Origin of the sequence: Pseudomonas sp. NPDC089401 (genome assembly GCF_044749485.1) — a bacterium.
GTDB lineage: Bacteria > Pseudomonadota > Gammaproteobacteria > Pseudomonadales > Pseudomonadaceae > Aquipseudomonas.
Genome location: NZ_JBIVIA010000024.1, coordinates 1 through 16,908, shown reverse-complemented (window position 1 = coordinate 16,908; position 16,908 = coordinate 1). Strand labels below are relative to the sequence as shown.

The following is a 16,908-nucleotide window of genomic DNA, read 5'->3' as shown; positions in this document are numbered from 1 at the left end:
ACAGAATTCCTTTCCGTTAATGGCGCGTGACTCTACAAAATCTCAGCGCTGGAGGAGAGAAGATTAGGTTTCTCGGGATTTCGTACAGAGCCTAGTCAGCCAGTGGAGAAGCAGATGATCAGTAAAGATTGCTTTTTTATTGTGGTTGACTCAACCCTGATTTGCTGGGACTTCCAGGCGCACAAACAGTATGAAATGTCGACCGCTCACGCGCAGCGTCTGATGTATTTAATTGAGAACCCTGGTTGCGTTGATCAGGCCTGCGCAATTGATCAGGCGCTGATTTCCGCGGGGGTTGTGAAAGTTGATCAAGAATCCACTGAGGCTTGGGGTTGGGACGTGCTCTCTAGGATCTATCACTTCGGCACAAAAAATATTCCTTTGGAAGATGTGCCTGTGGATGAAACAGCGTGGGCGAAGCTCTATCTGGAGCATTGTGAAAGCCTATGGCAAAAACAGGTTCCGTTGGAGCGCCAGCATTCGGGCGCTGAATCAGGCATCCCGTTACCCTCAAGAACCTGCGAAGGGGAACTCGAAAAGGTACTGTTGCGCCGTTCGACTGTCCGGGAGTTTCTTGATTTTCCTCTCCGCTTGGAGAGCTTGGCGAAAATCCTGCAGTACACATTGGGTTTTGTAGATGAGCGAGAGCTTCCTGAGAGTTGTGGATTGCCTGATGCATTTCGAAAGCGCCGCTGCAGCCCATCGGGTGGAGGATTGAATTCAACCGAAGGCTATGTATTGGCGAATAATGTAGACGGCCTTGATAAGGGGCTCTATTACTATGAGGCCGCCAGCAATCGGTTGCTTCTAAAGTCGGTTGATATCCCGCAATTGGGGGCGCTGCTGTCGGGGCAGCATTTTGCAAATAATCTGCCAGTTGGCGTATTTTTCACCTCTAGGTTCGACAAGCTGTGGTGGAAGTATGAGCACTCCCGTGCCTATAGGAATGCGTTGCTGGAAGTTGGGCATGTCGCTCAGACGTTTCAGCTCATGAGTACGTCCCTTGGGTTGGGGACGTGGTTGACCGGGGCGTTATGCGAGAAGGAAATAGAACCCCTTTTGAAATTAGAGAATGCTCATGAGCAGGTGCTCTTTTTTGTAGGTTGTGGTTACGCCAGTGGTGAGGCGACACCTGAAAGCCTGAGGGAGCTTGCTCGGTAGAGGACACCGTCTCGATGAAACAGAAAAAAGCAGTGAATCGATCGCTCATGGCCTTCGACGCGTGGGACAGTTCCAGTTCTGTACGTACCCGCCCTTACGCCTATGCGCTCTCGAAGAAAGATTGCCTGCAGGCCGAGCCGAGTTTATGGTTCCCGACTGCATTGGTTCCGCTCACCGGATACCCTGAAGTAAAAGGCTTGCCTGTTCACGGACTTCGCAAGCTGCATATTAGGTGCTTATTGTATTTTTTAGATTACACCACTGAGCTAGAGGTTGCTCTCGTCAACAGAGCTGTCACGTGTATGGTTCAGGGCGACTTGTCTGGATTCTTTTCGCCCGATGAGCGGAATGCGGCGTTAAAACTGTACACGGATGAAGGCTATCACGCTTTGTTCTCCAATGACTTGGCTGAGCAAGTTGCTACCTACTTTAAGTTGAGCAGGTTCCGCTCTACACGTTTGAAACATTTTAATGACCTCTTAGCAACCTGCGGTCGCGGTGATGAAGCGCTTGGCCTGTTTGTCATGGCGTTTATTTCGGAAACTGTCATAACGCAAGCGCTGTCGTTGTTGACTCGAGATGAGCTGATTTTGCCCGTTTTCAACATGTTGAAAGACCATTTGCATGATGAGGCCAGGCACTCGGTTTTTTTTGCCGGCTGTTTCGCAACGGTATGGCAACAGGCCTCGGATACCGAAAGAGAATTCATAGTCAATACGTTGATCGTGGGGCTGCGTATTTTTTGTCGGCCAGACATTCCGTTTGCGAGGTTTCAGTTAAAGGATGCGGCTGTTTGCTGTGAGGGCGCTGTCCGTTTTCTCAGGCAGAACTGGCGTCTCCGGATGCCTGCTACTTTGCAGTTGACGCTCAACGCCATAAGGCGCACAGACTTGCTCTCGAATGTTTCATATTTTTGCCGTTTTAAGAAGGAGGGTTTTATTGATGGTTAAACAATTCTCCCCATGGCGTGTCAATTTTTATGTGCCATTGCTCCTGCTAATCAGCTTGCTCGGTGTGTTCCCTCTGGATGTCATCTTGCCCTCCGTACCTTCGTTGGCCCGGGAGTTCAATGTCGATTCAAAGTACATTGCCTATTCGATCAGCCTCTTCGCGATCGGAGTAGCCCTCTCGCAAACGATCATTGGCCCGCTTTCGGATCGTATGGGTCGGAAACGGTTGCTGATTGCCGGGCTGGTTGTATCGGTCATCGGGGCTCTGGGGTGTATCCTCACAACAGGCTATGAAGGCTTCATGGTATTTCGTCTTTTACAGGCGGTTGGATGCGGCTGCTTCGTGCTCAGCCAGGCATTGGTGCAGGACATGTACAGTGGCCATCAGCGAAATGCGATGCGTATCTTGATGACCAGTATCAGCGGCCTGTTCATTTCACTTTCGCCGCTTGTTGGCAGTGTGCTTCAGCAATATTTCGGGTGGGAAGGCAGTTTTAAGGTGTTTATCCTACTTGCAGTGATCGTGCTGATTCTCTGCGCCCTGTTGTTGAAAGACGAACCGAAACCCAATGGCGGCCTAGGCATGTTGAGTACCTATCGGGTGCTACTCAAGGATCGCGTATTTATCGTGAGCTCGTCATTTTCGTGTCTGGCGTTCGCCTGTCATTTTTCCTTCGTGGTTGTTTCCCCGATGTTGCTCATGGGGCAGTTGGGGCTTACCGCCTTCGCTTTTGCCATGGTGTTCCTCGGGTATGGGCTGGCCTATATGATTGGCGGGTTCATAGCCAGTCGGCTGAACCGTCGGATTACCCTGCAGGCACAGATCGGTTGGGGGTTCGCACTCATCGGTCTGGCTGGAAGTGTGCTGTGTCTGGTTGTTTTGGTGAATGCGCTTTCAGCAGTGAGCCTGTTGTTACCGTTGACGCTTTGTAGCATTGGCACAACTATTGTTCGGCCAGCTGCCACGAGCCATGCACTGGGCCACCACTCTGAGCGTGCAGGTGCAGCTGCATCGCTCAACAACACGCTGCTTTTTGCCTTCGGTGGGGGTATCAGCATGCTGCTCGCATCGATAGAGAACAGCTTGCCGTTGAGTTTGGCGTTAGGCTTCATAGCCTCTAGCCTCGTGGGCTGCGGCTTGCTTGTTTATCTCGGTGGGCTGGAACGCAACGCGCCATTCCTCAAGGTCCGGTAACTTGGATAATGGCCTGGGTTTCGTTGCCAGTTTCACCGACACTGGCACAGCACCGGCGAGGCCTCTTGCCCATGAAGACGGGTGGTTCGGGATCTTAATCAGCGTAGTTGGCATGAAATTCTCATGCAACTTCCCATCCGCCATGCTTGTGTAGCGAATGGCACACTTTTCTCCACTTATGCCCTGCATGAGGAGGTTCCATGAGTTGCCTGATCTGCGCGGGTCATGCCGAATCCATCGATTGCCTGGCCGGTTGGGAAGAGCGCAAGTGCGCCCAGTGCGGGTGTTACCGAATGTCTCAGGCGTTGATCCTGTCGATGATGGACGAGGGGCAGATCTTCGATGCCGAGAAGATGCGCCAATGGCTGCAACTTCAACGCAGCGTCGAGGCGATACCGACCATTGCCGTGCACGAAGCCATCCTGGTGCAGTAGCGGCATTGATGAATCCAGTTCCCTGGATAGATGAAAAAGTGCCAGGGATCGGAACGCGGATAATCAATAAACTCCGGGGATTCTGATTGGAGTTTCCCCTCGCCATGTCTGCTTTCGAATCAACCGCCGAGGTGGCCTGCGCCTCACGCAACGCCACCCTCAGCATTGCCATCCTGGCGTTTTCCGCCTTCCTGATCGTCACCACCGAATTTCTGATTGTCGGCTTGTTGCCGGCGATGGCCAGGGACCTGGGCATTTCCATCGCCGTCGCCGGGCAACTGGTGACGCTGTTCGCCTTTACCGTGATGGTGTTTGGCCCGCCGCTGACGGCGCTGCTGTCTCACCTTGACCGCAAGCAGCTGTTCATCGCCATTCTGCTGCTGTTCGCGGCGTCCAACGCCCTGGCTGCGGTGTCCAGCAGCTTCTGGGTGCTGGCCGTGGCACGGTTCATCCCGGCGCTGGCATTGCCGGTGTTCTGGGGGACTGCCAGCGAAACGGCCGGGCAACTGGCCGGCCCGCAACGCGCTGGCCAGGCGATCTCCAAGGTCTACCTGGGTATTTCGGCCGCCATGCTGCTGGGCATTCCCCTGGGGACCGTGGCGGCCAATGCGATTGGCTGGCGTGGGGCGTTCGGGTTGCTGGCCGGGTTGTCGCTGCTGATGGCCGTGGCCATGTGGGCGTGCATGCCGAAGGTGGCGCGCAGCGCCCGCATCGACTTGCGCAAGCAGGCGCGGATCTTCAAGGAGCCCGCCTTCCTGGCCAACGTGCTGCTTTCGGTATTGGTGTTCAGCGCCATGTTCATCGCCTACACCTACCTGGGCGACATCCTCGAACGTGTCGCCGGGGTGGCGCCGGCGCATATCGGCTGGTGGCTGATGGGCTTTGGTGCCATCGGCCTGGTCGGCAACTGGATCGGCGGGCGGGCGGTCGACCGCTCGCCGCTGACGGCGACGGCGCTGTTCCTGGCGTTGCTGGCCCTGGGCATGGCCGCCGTCACGCCGCTGGCCCAGGCCGGTTGGGCAATCTGCATCGCGCTGGGCATCTGGGGCATCGCCAACACGGCGCTGTACCCGGTCAGCCAGGTGCGGGTGATGCAGTCGGTCAGCCATGCTCAGGCGCTGGCGGGTACCAGCAATGTGTCGGCGGCCAACGCCGGTATCGGCATTGGCGCCATCGTCGGGGCAATGACCATCACCCACCTGGGGCTCGAGTACCTGGGGTATGTAGCGGCGGCCGTCGCGCTGCTGGCGTTGCTGCTGACGCCAGTGGTGCGCCGCCTGTCCGCAGGGCGCTAATCGGCCTGGCGGGTGCCGTGGGGCGCCAGCCGTGGCAGCAGGTAGTCGAGCAGGGCGCGGACCTTGGGCAGGTTCTCGCGGCTTTTCAACCACACCAGGTTCATCGGCAGGCCGTTGGTGGCCAGGTCCGGCAGCACTTCCACCAGCGTGCCCTGGTCGATGTGGCGCTGGGTGAGCCAGGTTGGCAGTTGGCCGATGCCGTGGCCGCCAAGCACGGCCGCCACTTCGCCCTCGCCATCGCCCACGGCGATCCGTGCCTGCGGCGTGCGCCGCTCCATTTCGCCCGGCTGGCGGCCCTTGAAGAACCACGGGCTGACCTGGCCATCGCTGTGGCCGTAGCCGACGCAGTGGTGCTGCTCGAGGTCGCGGTCGCTGGTCGGCGCGCCATGCCGTGCCAGGTACGCCGGAGCGGCGCAGAAGATCAGGCGCTGGGCGCCGAAGTACTGGTGGCCGAGACCCTCTGGCCAGGTATCCGGCCCGCCGATGCGCACGACGATGTCGATGCCTTCGTGGAGCGGGTCGATGAAACGGTCGGAGAACGAGATGTGCGGCTGCAGCAGCGGGTGCAGGCGGATGAAGTCCATGATCAGCGGCAGCACGTGCAGGCGACCGAACGAGGCGGGCAGGTCGATGCGCACCTTGCCGTGGGGTTCGTCACCTTCGGCCTTGAGCGCCTGCTCGACGTCTTCCAGGTCGGCCAGCACCGAGGTGCAGGTGCGGTAGAAGGTGATGCCGGCTTCGGTCAGTGCCAGGGTCCGGGTGGTACGGTGCAGCAGGCGCGTGCCCAGGCGGCCCTCCAGGCGGGCGATGCTCTTGCTGATGGCCGAGCTGGTGAGGTTGAGGCGTTCGGCGGCGGCGGCGAAGCTGCCCAGGTCGGCGACGGCGACGAAGACATCGAGGCCCTTGAGCCGTTCTGAGGAATGCATCGGGGTGGTCCATTGGTGAATCTGGTGCTTGATGATCGGCAAAAGACCGTTGTGTATCAACCAGAATTCTTTAGTGCCTGCACCGGCCTCTTCGCGGGTAAACCCGCTCCCACAAGGCTGATGGAGATCCCTGTGGGAGCGGGTTTACCCGCGAAGAGGCCGGTGCAGGCATCACCCAGTTACAGACCTGCGCCGCTTCTGGCGATACATATCGTCATCGGCGCGATTGAGCAGGGTGTCGATGTCCTGCCCATCCTCGGGGTAGCTGGCCACGCCGATGCTGCACGACGGCATGGCCAGCCCGGCATACTCCCAACCCAGCGGCTGCGCCATGGCCGCCAGCACCAGGGCCACCTTCTCGGCCACGGCCGTGGGCGAGGTCACCTCGGTCAGCAACACGGTGAACTCGTCGCCGCCCATCCGTGCCACGCTGTCATCAGGGCCCACGCAGGCTTCCAGGCGCCGCGCCACCGCGCACAGCACGCGGTCGCCCATGGCATGCCCGTGCCTGTCGTTGATGCCCTTGAAGTCGTTGATGTCGAGAAACAGCAGCGCCAGCGGCTGCTGCCGGCGCAGGGCGGTGCTCAGGCGCTGGTTGAACAGCGAACGGTTGCCCAGCCGGGTCAGCGGGTCGTGGTGGGCGAGGAAGCGCAGTTCCTCCTCGGCCCGGGTCAGCGCCGTCACGTTGCGCGCCACGCCGATGCGTGCGCCGACCTCCTCGGACCAGGAGGCTGCCCAGAGAATGTGCACCACGCTGCCATCCTTGCGCAGGTAGCGGTTGCGAAAGTCCTGGTGCGACTGGCCGTTCATCACGCGGATGATCGAGGCGCGGGTCGCCTCCAGGTCGTCGGGGTGCATGTAGCGGGTGATCGGTGTGCCGATCAGTTCGTCGGCGCGGTAGCCGAGCAGCGCCTCGCAGGCGTTGCTGACGAAGACGATGGTGTTGTCCCGGTCGACCACGAACACGGTGTCCAGCATCAGCTGGATCAGCTTGGAAGAAAGCGCTTGCAGGTCAACGGGCATGGGGCGGGCGTCCGTTACGGAGGGCTCGGGCGCAGGCAGCATACACAGGGGCGGGGCGGTTCCACCAGTGCGCATTGTCAGGCCGCTTGCGGATATACTTCGCGCCCGTTTTCCGTACCCAGGAGTGCACATGCAGCAGGTTCTGCTCATCGTCGATGTCCAGTCCACCTTCAGCCCACCCGAGTGGCTGGTCGATGGCATCCGCCTGTTGTCGGCGAAGATCCCCTCGTTCGCCTCGGTGGAACTGCACGACGAGCAGGTCACGCCGTTCCAGCGCCAGTTGGGCTGGCACCCGGCGGCCGAGGACGAGTGCCTGATCGAGGTGGACCAGGTGTTCATCAAGCACGGCTACGGGCAGACCGCGCAAACCCTCGAGGCCATCAGGCAACTGGGCGTGGAGCGGGTGCTGGTGTGCGGCATGCAGACCGAAACCTGCGTGCTGGCGGCAGGCTTCGCCCTGTTCGATGCGGGGCTGACGCCGACGCTGGTGACCGACCTGACGGTGGGCTCCTCGCTGGACCGTTCCGGGAAGTTGGGCATCGATTTGTGGAAGCATCACTTCCAGCATGTCACCACGCGCGCCGAGGTGCTGGCCGGGCTGGCTTGAGGCGGCAAAAAAACTGCCTGGCGCCCGTGCGATTCCATTAGCATGGTGCTCGGCCCGTGCCCCGTGCCAGAAGCGCAGGGCCTATCCCTTCCTTGAATCTGCCTTGCCTGCCATGACTGCCTTCTACCTCAAGTTCCTCATCACTCCCACCCTGATGCTGGCCATCTCGCTGGCGTCCAAGCGCTGGGGCACGAAAATCGGCGGGCTGCTGTCCGGGCTGCCGGTCACCTCGGCGCTGGTCATGCTGTTCCTCAGCCTCGAGCAGGGCCCGGGCTTCGCCTTGCAGGCCGTGCCGGGCGCGCTGGCGGGGCTGGCAGCGGTGCAGGCGACCTACCTGTTCTATTACCGGGTGACCCGGCGGCTGCCGGCGTTTCCCGCGTGCATTGCCGCGCTCGTGGTGTACGCCGCCAGTGCCGCGCTGATGAGCCACCTGCACTTGGTGGCGCTGTCGGTAGGGGTAACGCTGGCACTGTTGAGCCTGATCATCCTGGTGACCTCGCGGCAGGTGGCGCCGGCCGATGCCAAGGTGGTGCAACTGCCGCGCTGGGTGATCCCGCTGCGCATGCTGACCGCGACCCTGCTGCTGCTGGCGATCACCGCCAGTGCCGAATGGCTCGGGCCGGTGGCCAGCGGCCTGTTGGCGCCGATCCCGGTGATCGCCTGGCCGCTGGCGGTGTTCGCCCATGTGCAGGGCGGGCACCATGAGCTGGGCGCGATCGTGCGCGGCAATGCCATTGGCGCCGTGGGCGTGCTGGGTTTCTATCTGGCCGTAAACGCCACCATCGCTCAGTGGGGCACCTTGCCCGCCATCGCTGCGGCCGTGGTGCTGGCGGTGGTCGCGACGTTCGCCCTGGCCCGGTTGCTGGACCGGCGCTGAGCAACACCTGGCGCACCGATTGGTGCGCCAACCTTGTATCTCTCTGTATCTCCCATGCCATTACAAGGGTTCGCATACAAAAGCCGCTCCTGATCGATACGCCACCGATACATGCCTGAGGCCAAATGGCACAGCCCGAACGGACAAGCCCAACGGCCTGCGTTCACTGGCTTACAAGCCCTAACGGCATGACCGTATGACTATCAGGAGAATCACCATGACCCGTATCCAGCGCTCCAACAAGACCCGCCTCGGCCTGCTCGGCATTGCCCTGGTCGGTGGCCTCAACATGGCCGCTTCGGCCTTCGCCGTGGAGGCACTGCCACAGGGTTATCAGCTCGCCGCGGCGGAAAAGACCGGGGAGGGCAAATGTGGCGAAGGCAAGTGCGGTGCCAGTGGTGCGAAAGCCAAGGCCACCCAGGGCGAAGGCAAGTGCGGCGAGGGCAAGTGCGGCGCCAGCGGTGCCAAAGGCAAGGTCACCCAGGCCGAAGGCAAGTGCGGTGAAGGCAAGTGCGGTGACGCCTCCTTCGCCCGCACCGATGCCGATCACGATGGCCGCGTATCGCGCGCCGAGCTGCTGGCCGTTGCCCCAGGCGCAGGTGCCGAGTTCGACAAGATCGACGCCAACCACGACGGCTTCCTGTCCGAGGCCGAGGTGTACCAGTACCGCAAGCACCAGTTCGACGCCAACGGCAACCCGTTCCCCAGCGACCTGTACAGCAAGCTGAGCCAGGCCAAGAACTGACCGGCGTCGGCGCCTCCCCGCGGCGTTGGCCGGGGAGGCGCATCACCTCAAGGACATTCCCCCATGACCTCATCCCTTTCCCTGCAAGGTGCCGGCCTTGGCCTGCGGCGGGCCCTGCTACCCGAACTGCTGACCCTGGACGCGGGTGCCGTGGACTTTCTCGAATGCGCGCCGGACAACTGGATCGGTGTCGGTGGCCGCTACGGCGAGGGCCTGGCGCAACTGGCCGAACGCTTTCCGCTGGCCTGCCATGGCCTGTCGCTGTCGCTGGGTGGCCCGGCACCACTGGACCACCACTTCCTGCGCCAGATCCGTGGCTTCCTCGACCGTTACCAGGTACCGCTGTTCAGCGAGCACCTGAGCTATTGCGCTGATGATGGCCACCTGTACGACCTGATCCCCCTGCCGTTCACCGATGAAGCCGTGCGCCACACCGCCGCGCGCATCCGTGAAGTGCAGGATGCCCTCGGCCGCCGTATCGCCGTGGAGAACATTTCCTACTACGCCGCACCATTCCAGGCGATGAGCGAGATCGATTTCCTGCAAGCGGTGCTGAACGAAGCCGACTGCGATCTGCTGCTGGACATCAACAACGTGGTGGTCAACGCCTGCAACCACCGCTACGACGCGGCGGAATTTCTCGCCCAGGTGCCGGCCGAACGGGTGGCCTGCCTGCACGTGGCCGGGCATTACGACGAAGCCCCGGACCTGAAGATCGACACCCATGGCGCCAGTGTGCGGCCCGACGTCTGGCAGTTGCTGGCCAGCGCCTACCAGCACCTGGGCAATGTACCGACCTTGCTCGAACGCGATTTCAACCTGCCGCCTGTGGCCGAATTGCTCGAGGAAGTGGCCTGTATCCGCGACCTGCAGGCCGGCGCCCAGACCCTGGAGGTGCGCCATGGCTGAGACCCTGCGCGCGCAGCAGTTGTGCATGACCGGGCATATCCGCGACCCGCAGGCCAACCCGCCGCCGCCCGGCATCGAGGCACGGCGCCTGGCGGTGTACCGGCAGCTGTTTTTCGGCAATGTGCAGGCGTTGCTGGCCGGCAGTTTCCCGGTGCTGCACGCCAGCCTGGGCGCCGGGCAGTGGCTGGCGCTGATGGAAGACTTCTACGCCCGTCACCGCTGTCAGACCCCGCTGTTCACCGAGGTGGCTGGCGAGCTGGTGGACTACCTGCAACAGCGTGCCGACCTGCCTGGGTGGGTTGCGGAACTGGCCCATTACGAGTGGATCGAGACGGTGCTGCTGCTGGGCGACGATGCACAGCCCGAGCATGACCCGGAAGGCGACCTGCTTGAAGGCGTACCGGTGCTGTCCAACCTGGCCTTGCCGCTGGCCTATGCCTGGCCGGTCAGCCAGATCGGGCCTGGGCATCTACCGCAGGAAGCGCCAGTGGAGCCGACCTTGCTGCTGGCCTGCCGGGGAAGTGACCATGACGTGCAGTTCTCGCGCCTGGCGCCGTTGGCCCATGCGCTGTTGATGTCATTGCAGCAGCACGCGCGCAGCGGTCGTGAACACTGCGCGGCGCTGGCTGCGGTGGTTGGCGTCGAGCCGGCGAGCCTTCAAGGGCAAGCTCTGCAGCTGCTGAATCAGCTGAAAGCTCAAAACGTGGTGCTTGGCACAATCCCTGTGGGGATCGAGTCAGCTTGAGGAAGCGGCTACTGGCAATCTGCCCCGACCAGCAGTATTGGCGTAGCACGCCGGCGTGCACTAGCGTTCAGGAAATCCCGCCCGTGGTAGACCGACATCATGCCGGACCTGCGCCCGAACCCGATGCTCGACCTGGATTACAGGGCTGAACGCCCGATTTTCGGCGACTTTCTCCAGCAGGCTCGGCGGTGTCCCGAAACACCGGCGATCATCGCCCCCAGCGTGAGCTGCAGCTACGCCCAGCTGGAACGCATCAGCCACGGCATCGCCGCCACTTTGCTGGCCAGCGGCGCGCAGGCGCAGGATCGGGTAGTGATCGTCGCCAGCCGCTGCGCAGGCCTGATCTATGCCATGCTTGGCGCCCTGCGCGCCGGGCTGACGTTCACGGTAGCCGACGTTGCCTATCCGCCAGCGCGCATCGAGCAGATCATCCAGACGCTGCAACCGGCCTGCATCCTGCTGTGTGGCGACGCCGAACTGGCGTCCGGGCTCAAGGTGCCGGAGGCGCCGCAAGCGGCGCTGCGGGCCTTCCCCGATACGGCGACCCGCCTGCCACAGGTGAGTCCCGCGCAGCCGGCCTACGTTACCTTCACCTCCGGCAGCACCGGCGTGCCCAAGGGCGTGCTGACCCATCATGCGCCGCTGGTGCACTTCATCGAATGGCACGTGCAACGCCACGGCTTTACCCAGGATGACCGGTTTTCCCTGCTCTCGGGCCTGGGCCACGACCCGGTGTACCGCGACGTGTTCACGCCATTGTCGATCGGTGCCACGGTGTGCTGCCCGGCCCAGTCGACTTTGCTCGACCCGTCGCAATTGGCTGACTGGATACACCGGCAACGTGTTTCGACCCTGCACCTGACGCCGCCGCTGGGCAAACTGATCGAGGCCGGCGGGCGAGTGCTGCCGCACGTGCGCTACCTGTTCTGGGGCGGCGATGCGCTGGGAGCCGGGCAGTACGAGCAGGTTCGGCAGATGGCGCCCAACGCCCGCAACGTCAACTTCTACGGCACCACGGAAACCCCCCAGGCCATGGCCTTCCACCCGCTCGAAGGGCTGGCGCCGGGCCAGCGGGTGCCGCTGGGCAAGGGCATCGACGGCGCGCAGCTGCTGGTGGTGAATGCTGGCAATCAACTGGCGGTGGAAGGCGAGGAGGGCGAGATCCTGATCCGCAGCCCGTACCTGTCGCTGGGCTACTGGCAAGATCCTGCGCTCACCGCGCAGAAGTTCGTGGCCAACCCGTTTACCGGGCGCGCGGACGATCGCTGCTACCGCACCGGCGACCTGGGCCGCTACCTGGCCGACGGCAGCGTCGATTTCCTTGGGCGCGGTGACAGCCAGGTGAAGATCCGCGGGCACCGCATCGAGCTGGGCGAAATCGAATGCGCCCTGGCCGGCCTGGCGCAGGTCAGGCAGTGTGTGGTGTCGCTCGATCGTGACCACCCGGCACCCAGGCTGGTGGCCTACTGCGTTGCGGCGCAGCCGGTGAGCGGCGCGCAGCTGCGCCAGGCCCTGGCGCTGCAGTTGCCGGACTACATGGTGCCGGCGCAGTTCGTCTTTCTCGATGCCATCCCGCTCACCCCCAATGGCAAGGTCGACAGACGCGCCTTGACGCTATCCGGGGTCGACAGCGCACCCGCTGCCCAGGCGCTGTCGCCTGCCGCGCAACAGCTGGTCGACGCCTGGGCGAAGATCCTCCAGGTGCCGAGCATCGATGCCAACCTGAGTTTCATCGAGCTGGGCGGTGACTCGCTGACCTTCGTTCAGGCCTCGCAGGTGCTGGAAGAAAGGCTCGGGCAACTGCCGGCCCAGTGGGAGACGCGCCCGGTGCGCGAGCTGGCCGAGCTGGCGCAGCGGCCACGGCCGCCTTTGCGTGACATGGACATCACGGTATTCCTGCGCATGGTCGCGATCATCACCATCGTCGCCGGGCACCTGGGGCTTTTCGAAAGTGGCCTGCTGATGGGTGAGACCACCGCGCTGTACCTGGTCTCCGGGGTCGGCCTGGCGCGCTTCCAGCTCAACCTCGTCGAGAGGCGCGGCGATGCCCGTTCGCTGCTCAAGTCCATGGCCGCCATCGCCGTGCCGACGTTGCTGTACACGGGGCTGGTGCAATTGCTGTTCGACAAGCTGCACTGGCAGTCGCTGCTGCTGATGTCCAACTGGTTCCCTGTCGCTGAAGTCGGCTATTTCAACTACTGGTACATCGAGGTGCTGGTGCAGATGGTGCTGATCCTCGCCCTGGTGCTGTCGATCGGCCCGGTACGCCGGCGGATCATGGCCAACCCGTTCGGCACCTTGCTGCTGGCGGCCTGCGGGCTGATGGTGGCGGATGTGTTACTGAGCCTGTACGTGTTCGACGCACGCGCCCTGCACGACCGGGTGCCGCAGCATTACCTGGGGGTCATGGCGCTGGGCATGGCGGTGCATTTTGCCGACAGCCGTCGGCGCAAATGGCTGGCGAGTGCGGTGGCGTTGTTGATGATCGGCGAGCGCGAGGTCATGACCATCATCGGTTTCGGCTGGGCGCAGTGGTCCCAGGCCGTGCATATCGACCTCGCCTTGCCGGCGGTGCTCGCGCTGATCTGGGTCAGGGCGGTACCGTTGCCGGGCGTACTGGCCAAGGCGGGGGCGCTGGTCGCCTCGTCGACCTTGTACATCTACCTGACCCACTTCCAGTTCCAGTCCGTGGCCCGGCGCATCGGTGACCAGCCGCTTCTGGCGGTGGCCCTGGCCCTGGTTGGCGGGGTCGCGGTCGGGCTGGCCTGGAGTGCCATCAGCCGCGCAGTGCTGCTGCGCTGTGGCAGAGGCCGGCGCAAGGCTGCGGCGCAGGTGCTGGAGCAGGTTACCTGAGGTGCGGAGCGGCCAAGCCTAGCCGGGCGCCAGGCCGTTGAGCAGCAGGCGTAATGAGCTGCTGGCGGCGGCCCTGTAATCGATGGGCTGGGCACCACCGCGCGCGAGGTGCCAGCCACGGTCGATGCACGATTGGGCGATGGCCCAGACCGACGGCAATACGTGTTCCGGGTTGACCGCAGCCATCTGGCCACTGCCGATCCACTGGCGGATCTGTGCGGTGTTCGCCTGCGCCTGGCTCGCCCAGCGTTCGAGGAAATCGCCGGGGATGCGCCGGCCACCTTCCTTGAGCTCCTGCAGGAACACTTTCGAGGCGAAGGGCTGGCCTTCGAACAGGGCGATCATCGAGACGACCGTGCGGCTCAAGGCCTGCATCGGCTCGTCCTCGCGCTGGAACGGCGCACAGGCTTGCAGGTAACCCGGGGCGATGTCCTGCAGCACCTGCAGGTACAGGTTGGCCTTGGACTTGAAGTAATAGAGCACGTTGGAGCGCGGCAGGCTGGCCCGCGCGGCGATCACCGACAGCTTGGTGGCGGCGTAGCCCTGCTGGGCAAACGCCTCGCTGGCGGCATCGAGAATGATCCTGCGCACAGGCTCGCCATCGGCGGTTTGCCTGGGCAGTTCGAACGGCATGATGTACACGGCGACGATTCCATACGGCGCCCGATGCGCTGATCGGTGCGCGGGAAGAGGTGGAATGCGCAATATACAAAACTATACAGCGAATGTCTCAGAACAAGTCCCTGTCGCCGGTATGCCTGGCGACAGGGTACTCACGGGCGTGGCTCAGCGGCGGTGATAACGGTGGTCGTCGTAGTGGTGGCCGCGGTCATGGTGGCGCTCCCAGTCGCGACGGCGTTCGGCTTCACGCCGGGCCTGCTCGCGGCGCCATTGGGCGCGGCGCCATTCTTCGCGGCGGCGGTCCTCGCCGCGGTAGTGCCAGCGGCCATCGCGCCAGTAGCGGTCGTCATGGGCCAGCATCGTGGCCGGTTGCGCATCGGCCACGCTGGCCAGGTTCGGCCATGGGTTTTCGGCTGCGCGCGCGGGTGCCTGGACAGCCGTTTCGTGGGCCAGGGCAGGGTTCGAGGCGTGCATCGTGGTGGCCTGCGCCGAGCCGATGGCGGCAAGGGCGAACAGGCTGGTGAGCAGCAGTCTCGGGAGTTTGATGTTCATGTGCTAGGACAACCCCAGGTTGACATAGGGACATGCACCGACACGGCACCTTCGGGTAGCGTCCGGTGCACGCGTGTGCATGTCCCAATAGACAAGTTAATGGGGAAAAGTTCTGAGCTGTCAGCAGTTTAGTGAGCTGCACCGGGTCGACCGGCGGTCATTGCAGGGTCAACAGGTGTGGTCGCGCAGCCACACCAGCGGGCGGGCCGGGTCGTCGCTGCCCATGCGGGCGAAGGTGTCCGATTCGAGCATGGCCTTCACTTGAGCGCCCAAGGCCAACAGGTGTTCGGCGAAACCTGGGGCCATGCTGCCGCTGTCTTCCAGCGAGACGCCGCTCTGGCTGTGCTGGATGGCCAGGTGGTAGTGGCTGGGGGCGTCGCCACTGGCAGCGAGGAGGACGGTATAGCGCGGGCCGAGCAGGGCGGCCAGGCGCTGTTGCACCAGGTCGAGCAGCGAGGTGTGCACGTCATCGTGCAGTGCCGTGGCCAGCGCAGTGGGGGCGAAGGGGGGCATGAGGTTACCTGAAAGGCTTGTCGTATGGATCCCAGCTTAGCCAAGGCGACTGTCAACTTGGGTTAAGCGAGGGTAAAAGCGGGTAATTTGTGTGGGCCGCGTGGGAGTGTCTGTAGGAGCGGCCTTGTGTCGCGAAAGGGGTGCGAAGCGCCCCCTGGATATCTGCTTCACCACATAAAATGTCGGGGCCGCTCTGCGGCCCTTTCGCGACACAAGGCCGCTCCTACAAAAAGAGCCCCGCTCATTCCAGTGGGTCAGAACGTCTGGCCCAGGGAGAACTGGAAGATCTGCGTCTCGGCGTTGTCCGGCTTCTTCAGCGGCGCCGCCAGGCTGAAGCTCAGCGGCCCCATCGGGCTGTACCAGGTCACGCCAACGCCCAGCGACACCGCCAGCTGGTTCAGGTCGACGTTGCCGCAGCCTTGGGTGGTGGACAGGTAGCAGGTGTCGGCATACACGTTGCCGGCGTCGACGAACACCGAGCTGCGCAGCTGGCTCTGGTTCTTGATGAACGGCATCGGGAAGATGTACTCGGCACCGCCGGTGACCAGGATGTTGCCGCCCAGCACGTCGGTGTCGCGGTCGGAGTAGTAGGCCTGGCCTGCGGCCGAGTAGTTGCCGGTGGCCGGGGTGCTGCGCGGGCCGAGGGTGCCGTCCTTGAAGCCACGTACCGAGCCCTGGCCGCCGGCGGTGTAGCTTTCGTAGAAGGGCAGGCCGTTGGTGGCGCCGTAGCCGTTGCCATAGCCCAGGGTGGTGTGCAGGCGCAGGGTGGTGGCCTGGGTCACGGGCAGGAAGGTCTGGCCGTTGTAGTCGACCTTGTAGAACGACAGGTCGCTGCCCGGCGTGGTGGCCATCAGGGTCAGGCTCTGGGAGTGGCCGCGGGTGGCCAGCACGCCCTTGTTCAGGGTCGACTCGGACCAGCCGATCGAGGCCTTGAGGTTGTTGAAGCTCTTGCCTTCGCGCTGGATGAAGTCGTAGATCTCGTCGGCGCTGTAGGTGCCGGGGCTGATGTCGTCGTGCTGCAGGGTCAGGCCGTAGGTCAGGCGCGAGGTTTCGTTGATCGGGTAGCCGAAGTTCACCCCGGCGCCGTAGCTGTTGATGGCGTAGTAGGAAACACCGTCGTCGTAGTAGTCGCTGTAGTCGGTGCTGCTGTAGAACAGGTTGTAGCCCAGGCTGACGCCGTCTTCGGTGAAGTACGGGTTGGTGAAGCCGAAGTTGTACTTGGTCTGGTATTCCGACCGGGTCAGGCCGATCGACACCTTGTTACCGGTGCCGAGGAAGTTGCTCTGGCTGATCGAGCCCCCGAGGATCAGGCCGGCGCTCTGGGCAAAGCCGACGCTGGCGGTGATCGAGCCGGACGCCTGTTCCTCGACGCTGTAGTTCACGTCGACCTGGTCGTCGACACCGGCTACGGCCGGGGTCTCGACGTTGACTTCCTTGAAGAAGCCCAGGCGCTCCAGGCGGGTCTTGGACTGGTCGATCAGGTAGGTCGAGGCCCAGCCGCC

At 63.0% G+C, this 16,908-nt stretch carries 17 protein-coding genes; 11 read left to right on the top strand and 6 right to left on the bottom strand.

All coding sequences use genetic code 11. The features are described 5' to 3' along the window. Positions 1 to 114: 114 nt before the first annotated feature. From ACIP21_RS28530 to ACIP21_RS28510, 5 genes are all read left to right on the top strand, one after another. The gene (locus ACIP21_RS28530) at positions 115 to 1,161 is read left to right on the top strand and encodes a SagB family peptide dehydrogenase (protein WP_400694930.1); all 1,047 of its coding nucleotides are present in this window, start codon (positions 115 to 117) and stop codon (positions 1,159 to 1,161) included. 14 nt (positions 1,162 to 1,175) lie between these two features. Further along, positions 1,176 to 2,111, top strand: a complete 936-nt coding sequence (locus ACIP21_RS28525) for a diiron oxygenase (RefSeq protein WP_400694929.1) — start codon at positions 1,176 to 1,178, stop codon at positions 2,109 to 2,111. Next, entirely contained in the window at positions 2,104 to 3,306 is a 1,203-nt protein-coding gene (locus tag ACIP21_RS28520; protein WP_400694927.1) for an MFS transporter, read from the top strand. Before ACIP21_RS28525 ends, ACIP21_RS28520 begins: the two co-directional genes overlap by 8 nt. Positions 3,307 to 3,506: 200 nt before the next feature. After that, entirely contained in the window at positions 3,507 to 3,740 is a 234-nt protein-coding gene (locus ACIP21_RS28515; protein ID WP_400694925.1) for a hypothetical protein, read from the top strand. A 104-nt stretch (positions 3,741 to 3,844) separates the two neighbouring features. Then, the gene (locus tag ACIP21_RS28510; protein ID WP_400694924.1) at positions 3,845 to 5,035 is read left to right on the top strand and encodes an MFS transporter; all 1,191 of its coding nucleotides are present in this window, start codon (positions 3,845 to 3,847) and stop codon (positions 5,033 to 5,035) included. Here the strand turns inward: ACIP21_RS28510 and ACIP21_RS28505 are convergent. Both ACIP21_RS28505 and ACIP21_RS28500 read right to left on the bottom strand, forming a co-directional pair. Next, the gene (locus ACIP21_RS28505; protein ID WP_400694922.1) at positions 5,032 to 5,961 is read right to left on the bottom strand and encodes a LysR family transcriptional regulator; all 930 of its coding nucleotides are present in this window, start codon (positions 5,959 to 5,961) and stop codon (positions 5,032 to 5,034) included. The genes ACIP21_RS28510 and ACIP21_RS28505 overlap by 4 nt on opposite strands. Positions 5,962 to 6,132: 171 nt before the next feature. Continuing rightward, positions 6,133 to 6,984, bottom strand: coding sequence for a diguanylate cyclase domain-containing protein (locus ACIP21_RS28500; RefSeq protein WP_400694920.1), 852 nt, complete (start codon positions 6,982 to 6,984; stop codon positions 6,133 to 6,135). 130 nt (positions 6,985 to 7,114) lie between these two features. Between ACIP21_RS28500 and ACIP21_RS28495 the strand changes: the two genes are divergently transcribed. The 6 genes from ACIP21_RS28495 (at position 7,115) to ACIP21_RS28470 (ending at position 13,720) form a co-directional block, all read left to right on the top strand. Beyond that, entirely contained in the window at positions 7,115 to 7,591 is a 477-nt protein-coding gene (locus tag ACIP21_RS28495) for an isochorismatase family protein (RefSeq protein ID WP_400694918.1), read from the top strand. A 112-nt stretch (positions 7,592 to 7,703) separates the two neighbouring features. Further along, a complete protein-coding gene (locus ACIP21_RS28490; RefSeq protein ID WP_400694934.1) occupies positions 7,704 to 8,468 on the top strand; it encodes a hypothetical protein in 765 nt (254 codons plus the stop codon). A gap of 217 nt (positions 8,469 to 8,685) precedes the next feature. After that, on the top strand, positions 8,686 to 9,213 hold the full coding sequence (locus ACIP21_RS28485) for a hypothetical protein (protein ID WP_400694916.1): 528 nt from the start codon (positions 8,686 to 8,688) through the stop codon (positions 9,211 to 9,213). Positions 9,214 to 9,276: 63 nt separating this feature from the next. Then, positions 9,277 to 10,122: a DUF692 domain-containing protein gene (locus ACIP21_RS28480; RefSeq protein WP_400694914.1), complete on the top strand. Its 846-nt coding sequence runs from the start codon at positions 9,277 to 9,279 to the stop codon at positions 10,120 to 10,122. Continuing rightward, positions 10,115 to 10,867 carry a DUF2063 domain-containing protein gene (locus ACIP21_RS28475; protein WP_400694913.1) on the top strand — a complete coding sequence of 251 codons (753 nt, stop codon included), beginning with the start codon at positions 10,115 to 10,117 and terminating at the stop codon, positions 10,865 to 10,867. Before ACIP21_RS28480 ends, ACIP21_RS28475 begins: the two co-directional genes overlap by 8 nt. A 99-nt stretch (positions 10,868 to 10,966) precedes the next feature. Continuing rightward, positions 10,967 to 13,720, top strand: a complete 2,754-nt coding sequence (locus ACIP21_RS28470) for an amino acid adenylation domain-containing protein (RefSeq protein ID WP_400694911.1) — start codon at positions 10,967 to 10,969, stop codon at positions 13,718 to 13,720. Between the two features lie 18 nt (positions 13,721 to 13,738). Here the strand turns inward: ACIP21_RS28470 and ACIP21_RS28465 are convergent, their stop codons facing one another. From ACIP21_RS28465 to bamA, 4 genes are all read right to left on the bottom strand, one after another. Continuing rightward, positions 13,739 to 14,353 (bottom strand): TetR/AcrR family transcriptional regulator, encoded by a 615-nt coding sequence (locus ACIP21_RS28465; protein WP_400694932.1) that lies wholly within the window; start codon positions 14,351 to 14,353, stop codon positions 13,739 to 13,741. A 153-nt stretch (positions 14,354 to 14,506) separates the two neighbouring features. Continuing rightward, on the bottom strand, positions 14,507 to 14,893 hold the full coding sequence (locus tag ACIP21_RS28460) for a hypothetical protein (protein WP_400694909.1): 387 nt from the start codon (positions 14,891 to 14,893) through the stop codon (positions 14,507 to 14,509). A gap of 168 nt (positions 14,894 to 15,061) precedes the next feature. Then, positions 15,062 to 15,406, bottom strand: a complete 345-nt coding sequence (locus ACIP21_RS28455) for a hypothetical protein (protein WP_400694908.1) — start codon at positions 15,404 to 15,406, stop codon at positions 15,062 to 15,064. A gap of 254 nt (positions 15,407 to 15,660) precedes the next feature. Continuing rightward, positions 15,661 to 16,908, bottom strand: a 1,248-nt coding sequence (gene bamA / locus ACIP21_RS28450) for an outer membrane protein assembly factor BamA (RefSeq protein WP_400694906.1), incomplete at its 5' end; no start/stop codon positions are given.